This is a genomic window from Nocardioides sp. cx-169 (genome assembly GCF_021083605.1).
Lineage (GTDB): Bacteria > Actinomycetota > Actinomycetes > Propionibacteriales > Nocardioidaceae > Nocardioides.
The window spans coordinates 107835-124133 of sequence record NZ_JAJNRO010000002.1 but is presented as its reverse complement, the minus strand read 5'-3'; the positions used below and the strand labels follow the sequence as shown (position 1 = coordinate 124133).

Annotated in this window: 16 protein-coding genes; 8 read left to right on the top strand and 8 right to left on the bottom strand. The window is 72.7% G+C overall.

The genetic code is table 11. The features are described 5' to 3' along the window. The first annotated feature begins 19 nt into the window (after nucleotides 1-19). From LRP67_RS01785 to thpR, 3 genes are all read left to right on the top strand, one after another. Complete coding sequence (locus LRP67_RS01785; RefSeq protein WP_231268428.1) at nucleotides 20-1165, top strand: acyl-CoA dehydrogenase family protein; 1146 nt, start codon at nucleotides 20-22, stop codon at nucleotides 1163-1165. Nucleotides 1166-1235: 70 nt separating this feature from the next. Further along, entirely contained in the window at nucleotides 1236-1964 is a 729-nt protein-coding gene (locus tag LRP67_RS01780; RefSeq protein WP_231268427.1) for a VIT family protein, read from the top strand. 13 nt (nucleotides 1965-1977) lie between these two features. Further along, complete coding sequence (thpR, locus tag LRP67_RS01775; protein WP_231268426.1) at nucleotides 1978-2547, top strand: RNA 2',3'-cyclic phosphodiesterase; 570 nt, start codon at nucleotides 1978-1980, stop codon at nucleotides 2545-2547. Between the two features lie 48 nt (nucleotides 2548-2595). Here thpR and LRP67_RS01770 read toward each other — a convergent pair whose 3' ends face one another. From LRP67_RS01770 to upp, 5 genes are all read right to left on the bottom strand, one after another. After that, nucleotides 2596-2763: a hypothetical protein gene (locus LRP67_RS01770; protein ID WP_231268424.1), complete on the bottom strand. Its 168-nt coding sequence runs from the start codon at nucleotides 2761-2763 to the stop codon at nucleotides 2596-2598. Nucleotides 2764-2819: 56 nt separating this feature from the next. Continuing rightward, nucleotides 2820-3602, bottom strand: coding sequence for an inositol monophosphatase (locus LRP67_RS01765; protein WP_231268423.1), 783 nt, complete (start codon nucleotides 3600-3602; stop codon nucleotides 2820-2822). A gap of 31 nt (nucleotides 3603-3633) precedes the next feature. After that, nucleotides 3634-5091: a Re/Si-specific NAD(P)(+) transhydrogenase subunit beta gene (gene pntB, locus LRP67_RS01760; protein ID WP_231268422.1), complete on the bottom strand. Its 1458-nt coding sequence runs from the start codon at nucleotides 5089-5091 to the stop codon at nucleotides 3634-3636. 1 nt (nucleotide 5092) lies between these two features. Then, entirely contained in the window at nucleotides 5093-6622 is a 1530-nt protein-coding gene (locus LRP67_RS01755) for a Re/Si-specific NAD(P)(+) transhydrogenase subunit alpha (RefSeq protein WP_231268421.1), read from the bottom strand. Nucleotides 6623-6698: 76 nt separating this feature from the next. Further along, the gene (gene upp / locus LRP67_RS01750; protein ID WP_231268420.1) at nucleotides 6699-7340 is read right to left on the bottom strand and encodes a uracil phosphoribosyltransferase; all 642 of its coding nucleotides are present in this window, start codon (nucleotides 7338-7340) and stop codon (nucleotides 6699-6701) included. A 123-nt stretch (nucleotides 7341-7463) separates the two neighbouring features. Here upp and LRP67_RS01745 point away from each other — a divergent pair, with 123 nt between their 5' ends. The 4 genes from LRP67_RS01745 to LRP67_RS01730 are packed head-to-tail and all read left to right on the top strand — an operon-like array spanning nucleotide 7464 to nucleotide 10934. Then, nucleotides 7464-7949: a tRNA adenosine deaminase-associated protein gene (locus LRP67_RS01745; protein WP_231268419.1), complete on the top strand. Its 486-nt coding sequence runs from the start codon at nucleotides 7464-7466 to the stop codon at nucleotides 7947-7949. A 26-nt stretch (nucleotides 7950-7975) separates the two neighbouring features. Continuing rightward, on the top strand, nucleotides 7976-8425 hold the full coding sequence (gene tadA, locus LRP67_RS01740; RefSeq protein ID WP_231268983.1) for a tRNA adenosine(34) deaminase TadA: 450 nt from the start codon (nucleotides 7976-7978) through the stop codon (nucleotides 8423-8425). 38 nt (nucleotides 8426-8463) lie between these two features. Beyond that, nucleotides 8464-9708: a hypothetical protein gene (locus LRP67_RS01735; RefSeq protein WP_231268418.1), complete on the top strand. Its 1245-nt coding sequence runs from the start codon at nucleotides 8464-8466 to the stop codon at nucleotides 9706-9708. 38 nt (nucleotides 9709-9746) lie between these two features. Further along, nucleotides 9747-10934: an alpha-hydroxy acid oxidase gene (locus tag LRP67_RS01730; RefSeq protein WP_269210961.1), complete on the top strand. Its 1188-nt coding sequence runs from the start codon at nucleotides 9747-9749 to the stop codon at nucleotides 10932-10934. Between the two features lie 57 nt (nucleotides 10935-10991). On the opposite strand, the gene eda is transcribed toward LRP67_RS01730, so the two are convergent. Genes eda through zwf form a run of 3 tightly spaced genes read right to left on the bottom strand, consistent with a single transcriptional unit; the run spans nucleotide 10992 to nucleotide 14969 of the window. Further along, nucleotides 10992-11621: a bifunctional 4-hydroxy-2-oxoglutarate aldolase/2-dehydro-3-deoxy-phosphogluconate aldolase gene (eda, locus tag LRP67_RS01725; RefSeq protein WP_231268415.1), complete on the bottom strand. Its 630-nt coding sequence runs from the start codon at nucleotides 11619-11621 to the stop codon at nucleotides 10992-10994. Continuing rightward, nucleotides 11605-13473, bottom strand: a complete 1869-nt coding sequence (edd, locus tag LRP67_RS01720; protein ID WP_231268414.1) for a phosphogluconate dehydratase — start codon at nucleotides 13471-13473, stop codon at nucleotides 11605-11607. The genes eda and edd overlap by 17 nt, the downstream gene beginning before the upstream one ends. Then, nucleotides 13470-14969 (bottom strand): glucose-6-phosphate dehydrogenase, encoded by a 1500-nt coding sequence (zwf, locus tag LRP67_RS01715; RefSeq protein WP_231268413.1) that lies wholly within the window; start codon nucleotides 14967-14969, stop codon nucleotides 13470-13472. Before zwf ends, edd begins: the two co-directional genes overlap by 4 nt. Before the next feature lie 114 nt (nucleotides 14970-15083). Here zwf and LRP67_RS01710 point away from each other — a divergent pair, with 114 nt between their 5' ends. Next, nucleotides 15084-16250 (top strand): ROK family protein, encoded by a 1167-nt coding sequence (locus tag LRP67_RS01710; protein ID WP_231268412.1) that lies wholly within the window; start codon nucleotides 15084-15086, stop codon nucleotides 16248-16250. Nucleotides 16251-16299: the final 49 nt, after the last annotated feature.

The following is a 16299-nucleotide window of genomic DNA, read 5'->3' as shown; positions in this document are numbered from 1 at the left end:
CCGTCGGTAGGATCGGCGCATGAAGCGCGAGATCTACGACGAGGACCACGAGGCGTTCCGCTCGTCGGTCCGCGAGTTCCTGGACCGGTCGGTCGTCCCCCACGTCGAGCAGCACGCCGCCGACAAGGCGCTGCCGCGGGAGTTCTGGCTGGAGGCCGGCAAGCAGGGCTTCCTCGGGCTCGAGGTCCCCGAGGAGTACGGCGGCGCGGCCGCAGGCGACTACCGGTTCAACGCCGTGCTCCTGGAGGAGCTGTCCAAGGTCAACGCCGCGCTGTCGTCCTGCGTGGGCATCCACGCCGACATCGTCACGCCGTACCTCGTCGAGCTCACCACCGAGGAGCAGCGCCGGCGCTGGCTCCCCGGGGTCGCCTCCGGCGAGCTCCTCACCGCGATCGGGATGACGGAGCCCTCGGGCGGCTCGGACCTCGCGGCGCTGAAGACCTCGGCCGTGCGCGACGGTGACGGCTGGGTCATCAACGGATCCAAGACCTTCATCACCAACGGCTACTCCGCCGACCTGGTCGTGGTCGCTGCCCGTACCTCGCCGGAGAAGAAGGCCAAGGGCATCACGCTGTTCGGAGTCTCGACCTCGGCCGAGGGCTTCTCGCGCGGCCGCAAGCTCGACAAGGTCGGCCAGGACGAGTCCGACACCGCCGAGCTCTTCTTCGAGAACGTCCGGGTCACCGACGACGACATCGTCGGCGAGTTGGACCAGGGCTTCATCCACATGATGCAGAACCTCCCGCAGGAGCGTCTGGGCTGCGCGATCTCGAACCTCGCCCACGCCCAGCAGATCCTGGTCGAGACGCTGCAGTACACCAAGGACCGCAAGGCCTTCGGTCAGGGCATCGGGTCCTTCCAGCACAACAAGTTCCTGCTCGCCGAGCTGTTCACTCAAGTCGACGTCACGCAGGCCTACGTCGACCAGTGCGTCGTCGCGCACACCAACGGCGAGCTGAGCGCGGTCGACGCCGCGAAGGCCAAGTGGTGGACCTCGCAGGTGCAGAACGAGATCCTCGACCACTGCGTGCAGCTGCACGGCGGCTACGGCTTCATGAACGAGTACCGCGTGGCGCGCGCCTGGCGCGACGCCCGGGTCTCGAAGATCTGGGCCGGATCCAACGAGATCATGAAGGAGCTCATCGGCCGCGACCTCGGGCTCTGAGCGTCCCGCCGCTCTTCGACCCAGGCTCACCTTGCTTGCGGCCGCCCAGGGCGCTCGGGACCATGAGCCCATGAGCACCGCCGCGGGGATCGGGGCCGGCCGGCACGAGGACGAGCCGCACCAGGAGTCCTCGCGCAGTCGACTCAACTGGCTGCGCGCCGGCGTCCTGGGAGCCAACGACGGCATCGTGTCGACGGCCGGCATCGTCGTGGGCGTCGCCGGCGCCACCCTCGACCGCGGCTCGATCATGGTCGCCGGCGTAGCGGGCCTGGTCGCGGGCGCGATGAGCATGGCGGCCGGCGAGTACGTCTCCGTGAGCACGCAGCGCGACTCCGAGCTCGCGCTGCTGGACCTGGAGCGGCGCGAGCTGAGCGAGGACCCGCAGGACGAGCTCGCCGAGCTGGCCGGCCTGTACGTCGACAAGGGCCTGAGCGAGGAGCTGGCGCTCGAGGTCGCCCGCGAGCTCACCGCGCACGACGCACTCGGCGCGCACGCCGAGGCCGAGCTGGGCATCGATCCCGACGACATCACCAGCGCATGGAGTGCGGCGTTCGCCTCGATGGTGAGCTTCACCGTCGGTGCGCTGCTGCCGCTGCTCACCATCCTCCTGGTGGGCCGGGACCTGCGCGTCGGGGTCACGGTCGCGTCGGTGACCGTCGCGCTCGCGCTCACGGGCTGGGCGAGCGCGCGCTTGGGCTACGGCCCGACCGGCCGGGCGGTGGTGCGCAACGTCGCGGGGGGCCTGTTCGCCATGGGGGTCACCTACCTGATCGGGACGCTGCTCGGCACGCAGGTCTGAGGAGGCTGGACCGATGGGGCAGCGCATGTTCGTGGCCGTCGTGCCGCCGCTCGTCGCGACCGAGCATCTCGACGCGTTCTTGGAGCCGCGTCGAGAGGCCGCGCCCTTCCGCTGGACGCCGTGCGATCAGCTGCACGTCACGCTGGCCTTCCTCGAGTCGGTGCCGGAGCGCCGACTCGACGATCTCGTCGAGCGCCTGGGCGCGGCCGCCTCACGCCGTAAGCCGTTCGAGACCCGGATCGCCGGAGGCGGGGCGTTCCCCCACGTCGCCGGGTCGCGCGTGCTCTACGCGGGCCTGGCGCTGGGCGAGGAGGAGCGCAGCTCACTCGAGCGCCTGGCCGCCGGCACCCGCACCGCCGCGGCCACCTCGGGCATCGAGATCGACGGGCGGCGGTTCCGCCCGCACATCACCGTGGCCCGCATCGCTCGACCGACGCAGACCAGTAACTGGGTCCGCCTCCTCGACGCCTACGAGGGCCCCGGCTTCACCGTCGACCGGATCTCCCTGGTCGCCTCGCACCTCGGCGAGGGCCCCCGCCGCCGCCCCCGCTACGAGATCGTCGACACCTTCCCGCTCGGCTGAGGTGCGCGCCGCAGGCTTGTCACCAGGTAGCCACGTGTGACCTGCGCTTCAGGCCGCCCACCGCACCGACTCGTGGATCAGGTCCGCCATGGGCACGACGCCCTCGAGGTCAGGGCGGCGCTCGAGCAGCACGGTGACGCCGCTGTGGTGGCGGATCGTCGCGTCATAGCGGCGAAGGGCCTTCGCCAGGGCGTCGTCGGTCGGGTGCTGGGTCATGGTCGTCTCCTGTGATTTAAGTGGAGTAACCCTATCGCATTAAGACAAAATTGGGCTCAGAGGCCCGGCAGCGAGGGGACCAGCCCCTGCACCAGGTCGTACGTCGCCCGGTCGGCCGCCGCGATCAGCCCGCGCGGCTCCGGCGCCTGCGGCCGGTACGGCGCCCCGCCGAAGGTGCCGACGAAGCCCCCGGCCTCGGTCAGCAGCAGGGAGCCCGGCGCATGGTCCCAGGGCTTGGTCCCGGCGTAGAGGGCGTAGTCGGCGGCGCCCTCGACCAGGCGCGGGTAGTCCACGCCGCAGCACACCCAGGTCAGCTCCAAGGCGCGCAGGGTGCCGAGGGCCCGCCCGATCCAGGTCCGGCGCGAGGTGACCCCCCGCACCACCTCGCCGTGCGGCGGCCGGACCAGCCGCTCGCCGTCGCGCCACGCACCGGCGCCGTGCTCGGCGACGTAGGCGACCCGGTGCTGGGGCTGCCAGATCCAGCTGCGCACGACCTCGCCGGCCTTCAGCTCGGCGACCATGACGGCGTGGTCGGGGGAGCCCGAGACGAAGTTCTTGGTGCCGTCGACGGGGTCGACGGTGAACGCGTGCTCGGCGCCGGCGTAGCGCTGCAGCACCGACGCGTCCGCCGAGGCCGCCTCCTCGCCCAGGACCACCGCGTCGGGATAGGCCGCGACGAGGGCGTCGGTGATGAGCACCTCGGCCTCGCGGTCCGCGACCGTCACGAGGTCGCCGGGGCCCTTGTGCGAGATCTCCTCGGAGGCCAGGGCGCGGAAGCGGGGGTCGATGACCTCCGCCGCCACGTCCTTGAGCAGGGTCAGGACGTCGTCGGTCTCCACGCGTCCCAACCTACTGATCGGGTGCGGCCGGCTAGTCGGGCAGGGCGCGCACGATCTCCTCGACGCGGTCCTTGGCGTCGCCGAAGAGCATGCGCGAGTTGTCCTTGAAGAAGAGCGGGTTCTGCACACCGGCGTAGCCGGTGGCCATCGACCGCTTGAAGACGATCACGTCGCGCGCGTTCCAGACCTCGAGGACCGGCATGCCGGCGATCGGCGAGCCCGGCTCGTCGAGCGCGGCCGGGTTGACGGTGTCGTTGGCGCCGATGACCAGGACCACGTCGGTGCCGGGGAAGTCCGGGTTGATCTCGTCCATCTCCAGGACGATGTCGTAGGGCACGCGGGCCTCGGCGAGCAGCACGTTCATGTGGCCGGGCAGGCGCCCGGCGACCGGGTGGATGCCGAACCGTACGTCGACGCCGCGCGCGCGCAACCGGGCGGTGAGCTCCGCGACCGGGTACTGCGCCTGGGCGACGGCCATCCCGTACCCCGGCGTGATCACGACCGAGGAGGCGCCGGCCAGCAGCTCGGCGGCCTCGTCGGCCTGGATCTCACGGTGCTCGCCGTAGTCGCGCGCCTCGCCGGACACGGCGCCGTCGGAGCCGAAGCCGCCGGCGATGACGGAGATGAACGAGCGGTTCATCGCCTTGCACATGATGTAGCTCAGGATCGCACCGGAGGAGCCCACCAGGGACCCGGTGATGATCAGCAGGTCGTTGTCCAGGAGGAACCCCGCGGCCGCGGCGGCCCAGCCGGAGTAGCTGTTGAGCATCGAGACGACGACCGGCATGTCGCCGCCGCCGATCGCGGCCACCAGGTGGAAGCCGAGCGCCAGGGCGAGGACCGTCATGAGCAGCAGCGGGACGATGCCGTGGTCGTGGTCGTTCATGAACCACACCAGTAGGCCGACCGAGGCGACGATGACGCCCAGGTTGAGCAGGTGCCGCGCAGGCAGCACCAGCGGGCTCGACTTCATCTTCGCGCTGAGCTTGAGGTTGGCCACGATGGAGCCGGTGAGCGTCACCGCCCCGATGAAGACGCCGAGGAAGACCTCGACCTCGTGGATCGCGCCGAGGGAGCCGGTGGTGGGGGCCTCGGGGTCGAGGAAGGAGTTGATGCCGACGAGCACGGCGGCGAGGCCGACGAAGCTGTGCAGGATCGCGACCAGCTCCGGCATCCCGGTCATCTCGACCGTGCGGGCCCGCCACGCCCCGATGACCGCGCCGACCAGCATCGCGGCGAGCGCGAGCCCGAGGGTCGAGGCGAGCCCGCGCCAGTGGTCGAGCGGGTCGGGCAGCTCGGCCTGGCGCGCGGCCAGCAGCAGGGTGGCGACGAGTGCGATGGCCATGCCGGCCATGCCGGCCAAGTTGCCGCGCTTGGCGGTCTCGTGCTTGGACAGCCCTGCCAGGGCGCCGATGAACAGCACCGCGGCGACGATGTAGGCCGCCTGCACCAGCCCCGGCAGCTCGTCCGAGGTCAGGAAGTCGCCCATGTCAGTCCTTCCTGAACATCTCGAGCATCCGGAGCGTCACGAGGAAGCCACCGAAGATGTTGATGCTGGCGACGAGCACGGCCACCGCCGCGAGCGCGGCGATCGCGGGATTGGTGGAGCCGACCTGCAGGATGCCGCCGACCAGGATGATCCCGCTGATCGCGTTGGTCTCGCTCATCAGCGGCGTGTGCAGGGCGTGCGCGACGTTGGAGATCACGTAGTACCCCACGAACACCGCCAGCGCGAAGACCGTGAAGTGGTTGAGGAACACCGCGGGCGCGTACGCCGCCAACGCGGCGAACAGCACGACGCCGAGCCCGGCGGCGTACACCTTGCGCCGGGGGTCCGGGGGTGGCTTGGGGGCCACCGGCTCCGGCGCGGCGACCGGCGCGGCGGCCGGGGCGGCAGAGACCTGGACCGGCGGCGGCGGCCACAGCAGCTCGCCGTCGTGGGTGACCGTGATGCCGCGCTGGACGACGTCGTCGAGGTCGAGCACCACCTGTCCGTCCTTGCCGGGGGTCAGGAGCTTGAACAGGTTGACGATGTTGGTGCCGTAGAGCTGCGAGGTCTGCGCGGCCAGCCGGCCGGCGAGGTCGGTGTAGCCCAGCACCGTGACCAGGTTGTCGGTGACGACCTTCTGGTCGGCCACCGTGACCTCGCAGTTGCCGCCGTTGGCGGCCGCCATGTCGACGATGATGCTTCCGCTTCGCATGCCGGCGACCGTCTCGGCCGTGATCAGCAGCGGAGCCGGGCGCCCGGGGATCAGCGCGGTCGTGATGACGATGTCGGCGTCGCGCGCCTCCTGGTCGTACATCGCCGCGGTCGCCGCGACCTGCTCCGGGGTCATCTCCTTGGCGTAGCCGTCGGCGCTGACCTCCTGCTCCATGTCGACGGTGACGAACTGCGCCCCCATGGAATGCACCTGCTCGGCGACCTCGGGACGCACGTCGAACGCCCGCACGACCGCACCCATCGCGTTGGCGGCGCCGATCGCGGCCAGCCCGGCGACCCCGGCGCCGACCACGAACACCTTGGCCGGGGGGACCTTGCCGGCGGCCGTGACCTGGCCGGTGAACTGCCGGCCGAACTCGTGGGCGGCCTCGATCACCGCCCGGTAGCCCGCGACGTTGCCCATGGAGGAGAGCACGTCCAGCGACTGGGCGCGCGAGATGCGCGGGACCGCATCCATCGCCAGGGCGGTGACCCCGGCCTGGTGCAGCCGCTCGACGAGCTCGGGGCTGCGCGCCGGCGCCATGAGCGAGACGACCGTCGCCCGCGGCCGAAGTGTGCGGATCTCGGCGCTGGTGGGCGCGTCGACCTTGACGACGACGTCGCTGTCCCAGACCTCCTCGGCGCCCGCGACGGCGATGCCGGCCGCCTCGAAGGCGGAGTCGGGCTGATCGGCCAGGAGTCCGGCCCCGGACTCCACGACGACCTCGTAGCCCAGCTTCGCGAGCTGGGAAGCGGTCGTCGGCGTCGCGGCGACGAGGGTCGCGCCGGGCTTGGACTCGCGCGGGATGCCGATGCGCACCGATGCCTCCTGTGGGTTGAGCCGCAGGTCAACCTACACAGGCGCGCGAGTGACGTGGGTCACGGCCCAGCGGGTGTCAGTGGGCGAGCCCGTACAGCCGGTCGCCGGCGTCCCCGAGCCCGGGCACGATGTAGCCCTTCTCGTCGAGACGCTCGTCCACGGCGGCGGTGACGATCGTGACCGGGACGGCGAGGTCGGCGAGCTCCCGCTCGAGGCGCGCGCAGCCCTCGGGCGCGGCGAGCAGGCAGATGGCGGTGATGTCGTCGGCGCCGCGGTCGGTGAGGAACCGGATGGCCGCCGCCAGGGTGCCACCGGTGGCCAGCATCGGGTCGAGGACGTAGCACTGGCGCCCCGAGAGGTCCTCCGGGAGGCGCTCGGCGTACGTCGAGACCTCGAGGGTCTCCTCGTTGCGCATCATCCCGAGGAAGCCCACCTCCCCGGTCGGCAGCAGGCGCATCATCCCGTCGAGCATGCCCAGGCCCGCCCGCAGGATCGGGACCACCAGGGGCTTGGGGGTGGCGAGCTTGACGCCGGTCATCGGCGCGACGGGCGTGGTGATGTCGTGGGGGTCGACGCGCACGTCGCGGGTGGCCTCGTAGGCCAGCAGGGTCACGAGCTCGTCGGTCAGGCTGCGGAACGTCGGCGAGTCGGTGTTCTCGTCGCGCAGCGTCGTGAGCTTGTGGGCGACGAGCGGGTGGTCGACGACGTGGGTGCGCATGCGCAAACCCTAGTGGTCGCCGCGGGGAACAGGGTTGGCCGCCGCTGGCTTCCGTGCCACCCTGGACAGCACCCTGCGGGCAGCACCGCGGGGCTCGTGTCGCGACCGTGGAGAGGAGCAGCGATGACCGAGCGCACGGACGGCATCGACTTCGCCCTCGCCGCCTACCGCGAGGAGGGGGTCTGGACGGTGCAGGAGCTGGTGCACGAGACCCTGTTCGAGGTCGAGACCCTCGCCCACGCCCTGCGCCGGTTCCCCGGCGACGGCGGCGCGGTCGGGATGGTCGCGGTCGACGAGGACTTCTTCCTGGTCGTGCGCGTGGCCGGCCCCCGCACCCGCGTGCTGCTCTCCGACATCACCGCCGCCGACGAGTGGGAGCTGGCCAGCTCCGCGGTCGACTTCCTGCACCTGCCGCCGCCCGAGGACGACGACGAGCAGGCCCCCGCCGGCGACCTGGACCTGCTCGGCGACCTCGGCATGCCGGCGATGGACCTGGCGATCCTGCTCGACGACGACGACCTCTACCCCGACGAGATCCTCTCCGACGTCGCTCGGCGCCTGGGCTTCGGCGCGGAGTTCGACGACGCGGCCGGCCTCACCTCCGCGTGACGGACCGGGCCGGCTGGCGCGAGCCCATGCTCGCCGCCCTTGCCGAGGCGCGCGCCGCGCTGGCGACCGACGACGTCCCCATCGGAGCGGTCGTCGTGGGGGCCGACGGCTCGCTCGTCGGGACCGGTCGCAACCTGCGCGAGGCGGAGGGCGACCCGACCGGGCACGCGGAGGTGGTCGCCCTGCGCTCGGCCGCGACGGCGCTGGGACAGTGGCGGCTCGCGGGCTGCACCTTGGTCGTGACCCTGGAGCCCTGCACGATGTGCGCCGGCGCCGCGGTGCTGAGCCGGGTCGACCGGATCGTGTTCGGCGCCTACGACGAGAAGGCCGGTGCGGTCGGAAGCCTGTGGGACGTCGTGCGCGACCGCCGTCTCAACCATCGCCCGGAGGTGCTGTCGGGCGTGCTCGCCGAGGACTCCGCGGCCCTGCTCGAGGAGTTCTTCTCCCACCGGAGGGGCAGAGAGTCACGCGATTAGGGCAGACGCGGTCACCGGTCGCGGGTTAGGCTTTTACCGTGTTGATCCGCGCCGGCCTCGGGGCCATCGTCGCGGTGGTTGCGGCCATCGCGGCGACCGCCACGCCGGCGCAGGCCGACTCCACCGTGACGGTGCGAGGCGTGGCCTTCCCCGACGGCTCCGTGCAGCTGGGGGCCGTCGGCTGCGAGTCCTTGCTCGCCCGCACCGCCGAGCCGATGCAGCCACGCATCGGGCGTGGCAACGGCGCCCCCGTCGCCGGCCAGCGCAGTCTCGGGTACGACCTCGCCGGCGGGAACGCGATGGGAGCGCTGTTCTCCGTGCCCTCCGTGACCCGCACCGCGGTCGCGGGCATGGCCGTGCAGGCGCCCGGCGGCGCCTCCGGCGTCGCCTACGCCGGCTACCGCTCGCCCGCCGACGCCGGCACGGACCTGGTGTGGTTCGGTCGCGCACCGCTGAGCGCGGTGCCCGGTGGCTGGCAGCAGGTCGACGCCAGCCGGCTTTCCTACACCTGGACCAAGTACGACCTCGGCACCGGTCAGGTCGTGGCGCCCCCCTCCGGGGCCGCACGGACCACCGCGCCCGCGTTCGCCGCCGCCCACGGCGGTGACGGCCCCGGACTCTTCACGGTCGGCTTCGGCTGCGACGGCCGCCCGTTCAGCATGGACGCGGTGCGTGCCGGCACCGCCGGTGACGTCACGACGTACGACGTGGAGGGGCTGCTCACCACCACCGAGATGGTGGGCACGCGCTCCAGCGTCGAGCCCGGTGAGAGCGTCGACCTCGTCGGCCGCCTGGTGGTCCCCGGCGGCGTCGTACCGCACGCCACGCTGGTCCTCGAGGAGCTTCCGGCGGGCGCGAGCGCGTGGCGGGTCGTCTCCGTGGTGGCCGTCGGCGACGACGGTCTGGCCCACGCGCGGGTGACGCCGCAGACCCGGACCTCCTACCGCTGGCGCTTCGTCGACCGGCCCCTGGCCGAGGGCAGTGAGTCGCCGTCGCTCCTCCTCGACGTGGTCACCGCGGCTGCGCCGAGCCCGAGCCCGAGCCCGTCCGCCAAGCCGAGCCCGTCCGCCAAGCCGAGCCCGTCCGCCAAGCCGAGCCCGTCCGCGAAGCCGAGCCCGTCCGCGACTCCCGTCCCGAGCCCTTCCTCTCCGTCGTCGCCGGTCCCCTCGGCTCCGTCCTCGTCGGTGCCGTCGATCTCCCCCACCCCCAACCCCAGCCCCTCCCTCTCCCCGTCGCCGGTGCCCTCGCCGACGCTCCTCCAGGAGCCCGGCCCCACGGGATGAGGCGCCAGCTGCCACGGCGCCACGACCTGGCTCCGCTGATGAGGTTCAGGCGGCCGGTGCTGTCCCCGCGCGAACGCCGCCTCGCCGGCGCCCTCACGGTCGAGGACCTGCGCCGGATCGCCCGGCGGCGTACGCCGAAGGCTGCGTTCGACTACACCGACGGCGCCGCCGACGGCGAGGTCTCGCTGGCGCGGGCGCGCCAGGCGTTCGCGGACGTGGAGTTCCACCCCGCGATCCTGCGCGACGTCTCCTCGGTCGACACGTCGCGGGAGGTCCTCGGAGGGCGGGTCGCGCTGCCGTTCGGGATCGCGCCGACCGGCTTCACGCGGATGATGCACGCCGAGGGGGAGGTGGCCGGCGCGACCGCCGCGGCCGCGGCCGGCATCCCGTTCGCACTGTCCACGATGGGCACCACCTCGATCGAGGACGTGGCGACCGCGGCCCCCGGCGGGCGGCACTGGTTCCAGCTGTACATGTGGAAGGACCGGGAGCGGTCCATGGCGCTCGTCGACCGCGCGGCCGCGGCCGGCTACGACACGCTGCTGGTCACCGTGGACGTCCCGGTCGCCGGCGCCCGGCTGCGCGACGTACGCAACGGCATGACGATCCCCCCGACCCTGACACCACGCACGGTGCTCAACGCGATCCCGCGTCCTGGCTGGTGGCTGAACTTCCTCACCACCGAGCCTCTCGCCTTCGCCTCGCTGGACTCGTGGTCCGGCACCGTCGCCGAGCTGCTGGACACGATGTTCGACCCCACCGTGACCTTCGAGGACCTGGCCTGGATCCGGTCGCAGTGGCCGGGCAAGGTGTCGGTCAAGGGCGTGCAGAGCGTCGACGACGCCAGGCGGCTGGCGGCCCTGGGTGTGGACGCGATCGTGCTGTCCAACCACGGCGGTCGCCAGCTCGACCGGGCACCGGTGCCGTTCCACCTGCTGCCCGACGTCGTGCGCGAGGTCGGCGACGACCTCGAGGTCCACCTCGACACCGGCATCATGTCCGGTCAGGACATCGTGGCCGGCCTCGCCCACGGGGCCCGCTTCACGATGATCGGCCGCGCCTACCTCTACGGCCTCATGGCCGGAGGTCGCCCCGGCGTCGACCGTAGCCTCGAGATCCTCGCCGGCCAGCTCGAGCGCACCCTGCGCCTGCTCGGCGTCACCACGCTCGACGAGCTCGAGCCCCGCCACGTGACCGCTCTGCGGCGGCTGGGGCCGGTCGGCTGAATGTGGATGGATACCCGGCTGACCGGGTATCCATCCCGCCGAACGCAAGCGACCAGGTCAGCCCCGCAGACTCGCGGCGGCGCGCGCGAGCGCCTCAACGCGTGGCCAGTCGCCCGAGTCGAGGACGGCGGCGGGGGTGAGCCAGGAGCCGCCGACGCAGCCGACGTTGGGCAGGGCGAGGTACGCCGGGGCGCTCGCCGCCGTGATGCCGCCGGTCGGGCAGAAGCGGGCGGTCGGGAGGGGGGAGGCCACCGACCTCAGGTAGTCCACGCCGCCGGACGCCTCGGCGGGGAAGAACTTCATCGACGCGTAGCCGGCCTCCAGCACCGCGAGAGCCTCCGACGCCGTGGCCGTGCCGGGCAGGAACGGCAGGCCCGTGTCCGCCATGGCGCCGAGCAGCGTCGGCGTGCAGCCGGGCGAGACCAGGAAGCCGGCGCCAGCGTCGGCGGCCTCCTTGGCCTGCCCGGGCGTCACGACGGTGCCGGCGCCGACCAGGATCTCGGGCACCTCGTCCGCGATCGCGCGGATCGCGTCGAGTGCGACCGGCGTGCGCAGCGTGAGCTCGATGGCCGGGAGGCCGCCGGCGACCAGGGCGCGGGCCACCGGCACCGCGTCGGACAGGCGCTCGAGGACGACGACCGGCAGGACCGGGACGACATCCAGTAGCGACTCAGACAGGCTGGGCAAGGGGCACCTCCGTAGCCGGGAAGCCGTACGCCGGGAAGACGCTCGCGCCCGCGTCGGCGGGGCCGACCGTCGCGCGGAACGCCGAGAACAGCTCGCGGCCGGTGCCGGCCCACTCCTCGCCCTCGAGGGCGCGCCCGCTGGGGACGCGCTGCTGCAGGGCGAGCACGTCGTCCACGAGCAGCCGGCCGGTCACCGCGTCGACGGTGATCAGGTCGCCGTCGCGCACCCGCGACAGCGGGCCGCCGAGCGCCGCCTCCGGGGTGACGTGGATGGCGGCCGGGACCTTGCCGGAGGCGCCGGACATCCGGCCGTCGGTCACGATCGCGACCCTCTGGCCGCGGTCCTGGAGCACGCCCAGGGCCGGGGTCAGCTTGTGCAGCTCGGGCATGCCGTTGGCGGCCGGGCCCTGGTAGCGGATCACCGCGACCAGGTCGACGCCGTCGAGCCGTCCCTCGGCGAACGCCGCCAGGAAGTCGGCCTGGTCGTCGAAGACCAGTGCCGGCGCGGTGACGACGCGGTGCTCCGAGGCGACCGCGGAGGTCTTGATTACCGCCGTACCGAGCGGGCCGGTGAGGACCTTGAGCCCGCCGTCCGCCGCGAACGGGGCGGACGCCGGGCGCAGCACGTCGCGGTCGAGGCTGGCCTTGGGGCCCTCCTCCCAGGTGAGGTCGTCGCCGCGCAGCACCGGCTCGGTCGTGTAGCGGCTCAGGCCGTGGCCCATGATCGTCTCGACGTCCTCGTGCAGCAGACCGGCGCGCAGCAGCGTGTGGATCAGGAAGCCCACGCCGCCGGCGGCGTGGAAGTGGTTCACGTCCGCGGAGCCGTTGGGATAGATCCGCGCGAGCAGCGGCACGACGGCCGACAGGTCCGAGAGGTCCTGCCAGGTGAGCGAGATGCCGGCAGCCCGCGCGATCGCGACCAGGTGCAGGGTGTGGTTGGTCGACCCGCCGCTGGCGAGCAGCGCCACGCAGGCGTTGACGATCGCCTTCTCGCTCACGATCTCGCCGACGGGCGTGGGCTCGCCCCCCTGCCGGGTGATGCCCACCGCCCGGGTCGCGGCCGCGCGGGTCAGCGCCTCGCGCAGCGGGGTGCCGGGGTTGACGAAGGACGAGCCCGGCAGGTGCAGGCCGAGCACCTCCATCAGCAGCTGGTTGGAGTTGGCGGTGCCGTAGAAGGTGCAGGTGCCGCGCGAGTGGTACGACGCCGCCTCGGCCTCGAGCAGCTCCTCGCGGCCGACCTTGCCCTCGGCGTGGAGCTGGCGCACCCGTGCCTTCTCGCCGTTGGGCAGGCCGGAGGCCATGGGTCCCGCCGGCACGAAGACCGTCGGCAGGTGGCCGAACGACAGCGCGCCGATCAGCAGCCCGGGCACGATCTTGTCGCAGACCCCGAGCATGAGGGCGCCGTCGAACATGTCGTGGCTGAGCGCGATCGCCGCCGACATCGCGATCACGTCGCGGCTGTAGAGCGAGAGCTGCATGCCGTCGCGCCCCTGGGTGATCCCGTCGCACATGGCGGGGACGCCGCCGGCGACCTGAGCGATCCCGCCGGCGCGGACGGTGGCCTGCTTGAGGACCGGCGGGTACTCGCCGTACGGCTGGTGCGCCGACAGCATGTCGTTGTAGCTGGTGACGATCGCCAGATTGGGCTTGGTGCGCCCGCGCAGCGCGGTCTTCTCGGCGGGCCCGGCGGCGGCGAAGCCGTGCGCGAGGTTGGCGCAGCCGAGCCTGCCCCGAGCGGGGCCCTGGTCGGCGGCCGCGCGGATGCGGTCGAGGTAGGCGCGACGGCCGGGGTCGCTGCGCGCCACGATCCGCGCCGTCACCTCCGCCACGACGGGGTGGGTGGTGGGGCTCATGCGTCGGACTCCTGCCAGTGTCGGCCGTCGCGCTCGAGGAGCGTGGCGGCGGCGGTCGGCCCGCTGGTGCCGGCCGGGTAGCGCTTGGGACGGTCCGGCGACGTCGCCCACCGCCTGAGGATCGGCTCGACCCAGGTCCACGCGGCCTCGACCTCGTCGCGGCGCATGAACAGGGTCGGATTGCCGCGGATGACGTCCATGAGCAGCCGCTCGTAGGCGTCGGGGCTGCGCTGCGTGAACGTCGTCGCGTAGCTGAGGTCCAGCGACACCGGCCGCAGGCGGATCCCGCCGGGCCCGGGCTCCTTGGCGGTCAGGTGCAGCCGCATGCCCTCGTCGGGCTGGACCTGGATGTGCAGCCGGTTGGGTGAGCTGGTGCCCTCGCTGTGCGGGAACATCGCGTGCGGGGGCTCCTTGAACACCACCACGATCTCCGACATCCGCCGGTCCAGGCGCTTGCCGGTGCGCAGGTAGAACGGCACTCCGGCCCAGCGCCAGTTCTGCACCTCTGCCCGTACGGCGACATAGGTCTCGGTGCTGCTGGTCGAGTGCCCCACGTCGTCGGCGTACGCCGCCGCCGGCAGCCCGTCGACCAGCCCCTCGCCGTAGCGGCCGCGCACGGTGTCGCGGTCGACGTCCTCGGGCGACATCGGCTTGAGCGCCTGCAGCACCTTGAGCTTCTCGTCGCGCACCGTCTCGCGACCGACGTAGGTCGGCGGCTCCATGGCGACCAGGCAGAGCAGCTGCAGCAGGTGGTTCTGCACCATGTCGCGCAGCGCGCCGGAGGTGTCGTAGTAGCCGCCCCGGTCGCCGACGCCGAGGGTCTCCGCGGCGGTGATCTGGACGTGGTCAACCCAGCGCGAGTTCCACAGCGGCTCGAGGAAGGTGTTGGCGAAGCGCGTGACGAGGAGGTTCTGGACGCTCTCCTTGCCGAGGTAGTGGTCGATGCGGAAGATCTGGCGCTCGGAGAAGACCCGCCCGACCTCGTCGTTGATCGCGAGGGCCGAGGCCAGGTCGCGGCCCACGGGCTTCTCCAGGACCACCCGCGAGCTCTCCTCGACCACGCCGGCGGCACCGAGGCGCTCGCAGGTGGGGCCGAACAGCGAGGGCGCGACGGCGAGGTAGAAGACTCGCACCGCCTCCTCGTCGGTGGGCCGGTCCTTGAGGAGGTCGTGGAGCAGGTGCCAGCCCTCGGGCTCGTGGGAGTCGAGGGTCAGGTGCCGGACCCGGCCCAGCAGGCGGCGTACGGCGCCCTCGTCGAGCTCGTCGGCGACGACATGTCGGTGCAGGGCCTCCTGCACGACGTGGCGGTAGCCCTCGTCGTCGAGCTCGGAGCGGGAGACGCCGACGACGCGCGTGGCGTCGGGGAGTTGACCCTCCTGCTCGCGCTGGTAGAGGGCCGGCAGGAGCTTGCGCAGCGCCAGGTCGCCGGTGCCGCCGAACACGGTGAAGTCGCAGGCCGGGAGGCCGTCGGCGAGCTCGGTCGTGGGCAGGGTCACATCGCCACGGTAGGGACCGGAAAGTGCATTCGACAAGCACCTGTTAGGCATTTTTAGGACAAAAGTCCGGTACATGTCCTGGTGACGAGGTCGAAAGCGCCTAGGATCCGAGGCGTGACCTCTGCCGGCGACGTGCTCGACCTGGTGCGGTCGGGACGGGCCAGCACCCGCTCCGAGCTGCGACGGCTGACCGGGCTGTCCCGCACGGCCGTGGTCGCCCGGGTCTCCGCGCTGGCCGAGGCGGGCCTGCTGCTGGTGGGCGAGGAGCTCGCCTCGACCGGCGGGCGGCCGCCCGGCAGCATCGTGTTCCACCAGGACGCGGGCGTCGTGCTCGCCGCCGCCATCGGCCGCTCCCGCTCTCAGCTCGCGGTCTTCGACCTCGCCGGGGAGGAGCTGGGCTCGTCGTCCCTCGACCACGAGGTGGGGGCCGGGCCAGAGGCGGTGATGCCGCCGGTGGCCGAGCATCTGTGCCGCCTCCTCGACGAGACCGCCGGCGGTCGGGCCGTGCTGGCCATGGGGGTCAGCCTGCCGGGCACCGTCGACCCGGCCCGCGGCGTCAGCGTCGACTCGCCGGTCATGGGCGGGTGGGACGGCGCCGACCTCACGCCGTACCTCGCCGAGGTCGGAGCCGCACCGCTCTACGTCGGCAACGACGCGGACGTGCTGGCGCGCTCCGAGCGGCTCGGACACGCCGCGCGCTTCCAGGACCTGCTCGTCGTCAAGGCCTCGACCGGGCTGGGGCTCGGCATCATCGCCGAGGGCCGGGTGGTGTCCGGGCACCTCGGCGGCGCCGGCGAGATCGGGCACACCAAGGTGGACGCCGCCGATGGCCGTCCCTGCCGCTGCGGCGCCACCGGCTGCCTCGAGACCCTCGCCGGCGGCTGGGCCATCGTCGCGCGGCTCACCGAGCAGGGCCACCACGTCGACCACGTGCGCGACCTGGTCGCCCTGGCGCTGTCGGGCGACGCGGACGCCAAGCAGCTGCTGCGCGAGAGCGGCCGCCGGCTCGGCGAGGTCCTCGCCGTCGCGATCAACCTGCTCAACCCCGAGGCCGTCGTCCTCGGTGGCGACATGGCGGCCGCCTTCGACGTCTACGCCGCCGGCGTACGGGAGAGCGTCTACGCCCGCGCCTCCGCACTGGCGACCCGCGAGCTGCAGTTCCTGCCCTCGACCTACGGCGACCGCGCCGGCCTGGTCGGCTGCGCGTCCATGGCCCTCGACCAGGTCCTCAACCCCGCCGCCATCGACGCCCGCCTCTCCCAGCGACCCGACCCTTCCTGAGCCCGTCGCCGCGGTAGTCCCGGACGTATGTGTTGTTGAAACGCCGTTC

What these genes read in the sequence shown, in the direction of transcription:
- LRP67_RS01785 (WP_231268428.1), top strand. Translation starts at nt 20, where the DNA reads ATGAAGCGCGAGATCTACGACGAGGACCACGAGGCGTTCCGCTCGTCG.
- LRP67_RS01780 (WP_231268427.1), top strand. Translation starts at nt 1,236, where the DNA reads ATGAGCACCGCCGCGGGGATCGGGGCCGGCCGGCACGAGGACGAGCCG.
- thpR (WP_231268426.1), top strand. Translation starts at nt 1,978, where the DNA reads ATGGGGCAGCGCATGTTCGTGGCCGTCGTGCCGCCGCTCGTCGCGACC.
- LRP67_RS01770 (WP_231268424.1), bottom strand. Translation starts at nt 2,763, where the DNA reads ATGACCCAGCACCCGACCGACGACGCCCTGGCGAAGGCCCTTCGCCGC.
- pntB (WP_231268422.1), bottom strand. Translation starts at nt 5,091, where the DNA reads ATGGGCGACTTCCTGACCTCGGACGAGCTGCCGGGGCTGGTGCAGGCG.
- upp (WP_231268420.1), bottom strand. Translation starts at nt 7,340, where the DNA reads ATGCGCACCCACGTCGTCGACCACCCGCTCGTCGCCCACAAGCTCACG.
- LRP67_RS01745 (WP_231268419.1), top strand. Translation starts at nt 7,464, where the DNA reads ATGACCGAGCGCACGGACGGCATCGACTTCGCCCTCGCCGCCTACCGC.
- tadA (WP_231268983.1), top strand. Translation starts at nt 7,976, where the DNA reads ATGCTCGCCGCCCTTGCCGAGGCGCGCGCCGCGCTGGCGACCGACGAC.
- LRP67_RS01730 (WP_269210961.1), top strand. Translation starts at nt 9,747, where the DNA reads ATGAGGTTCAGGCGGCCGGTGCTGTCCCCGCGCGAACGCCGCCTCGCC.
- edd (WP_231268414.1), bottom strand. Translation starts at nt 13,473, where the DNA reads ATGAGCCCCACCACCCACCCCGTCGTGGCGGAGGTGACGGCGCGGATC.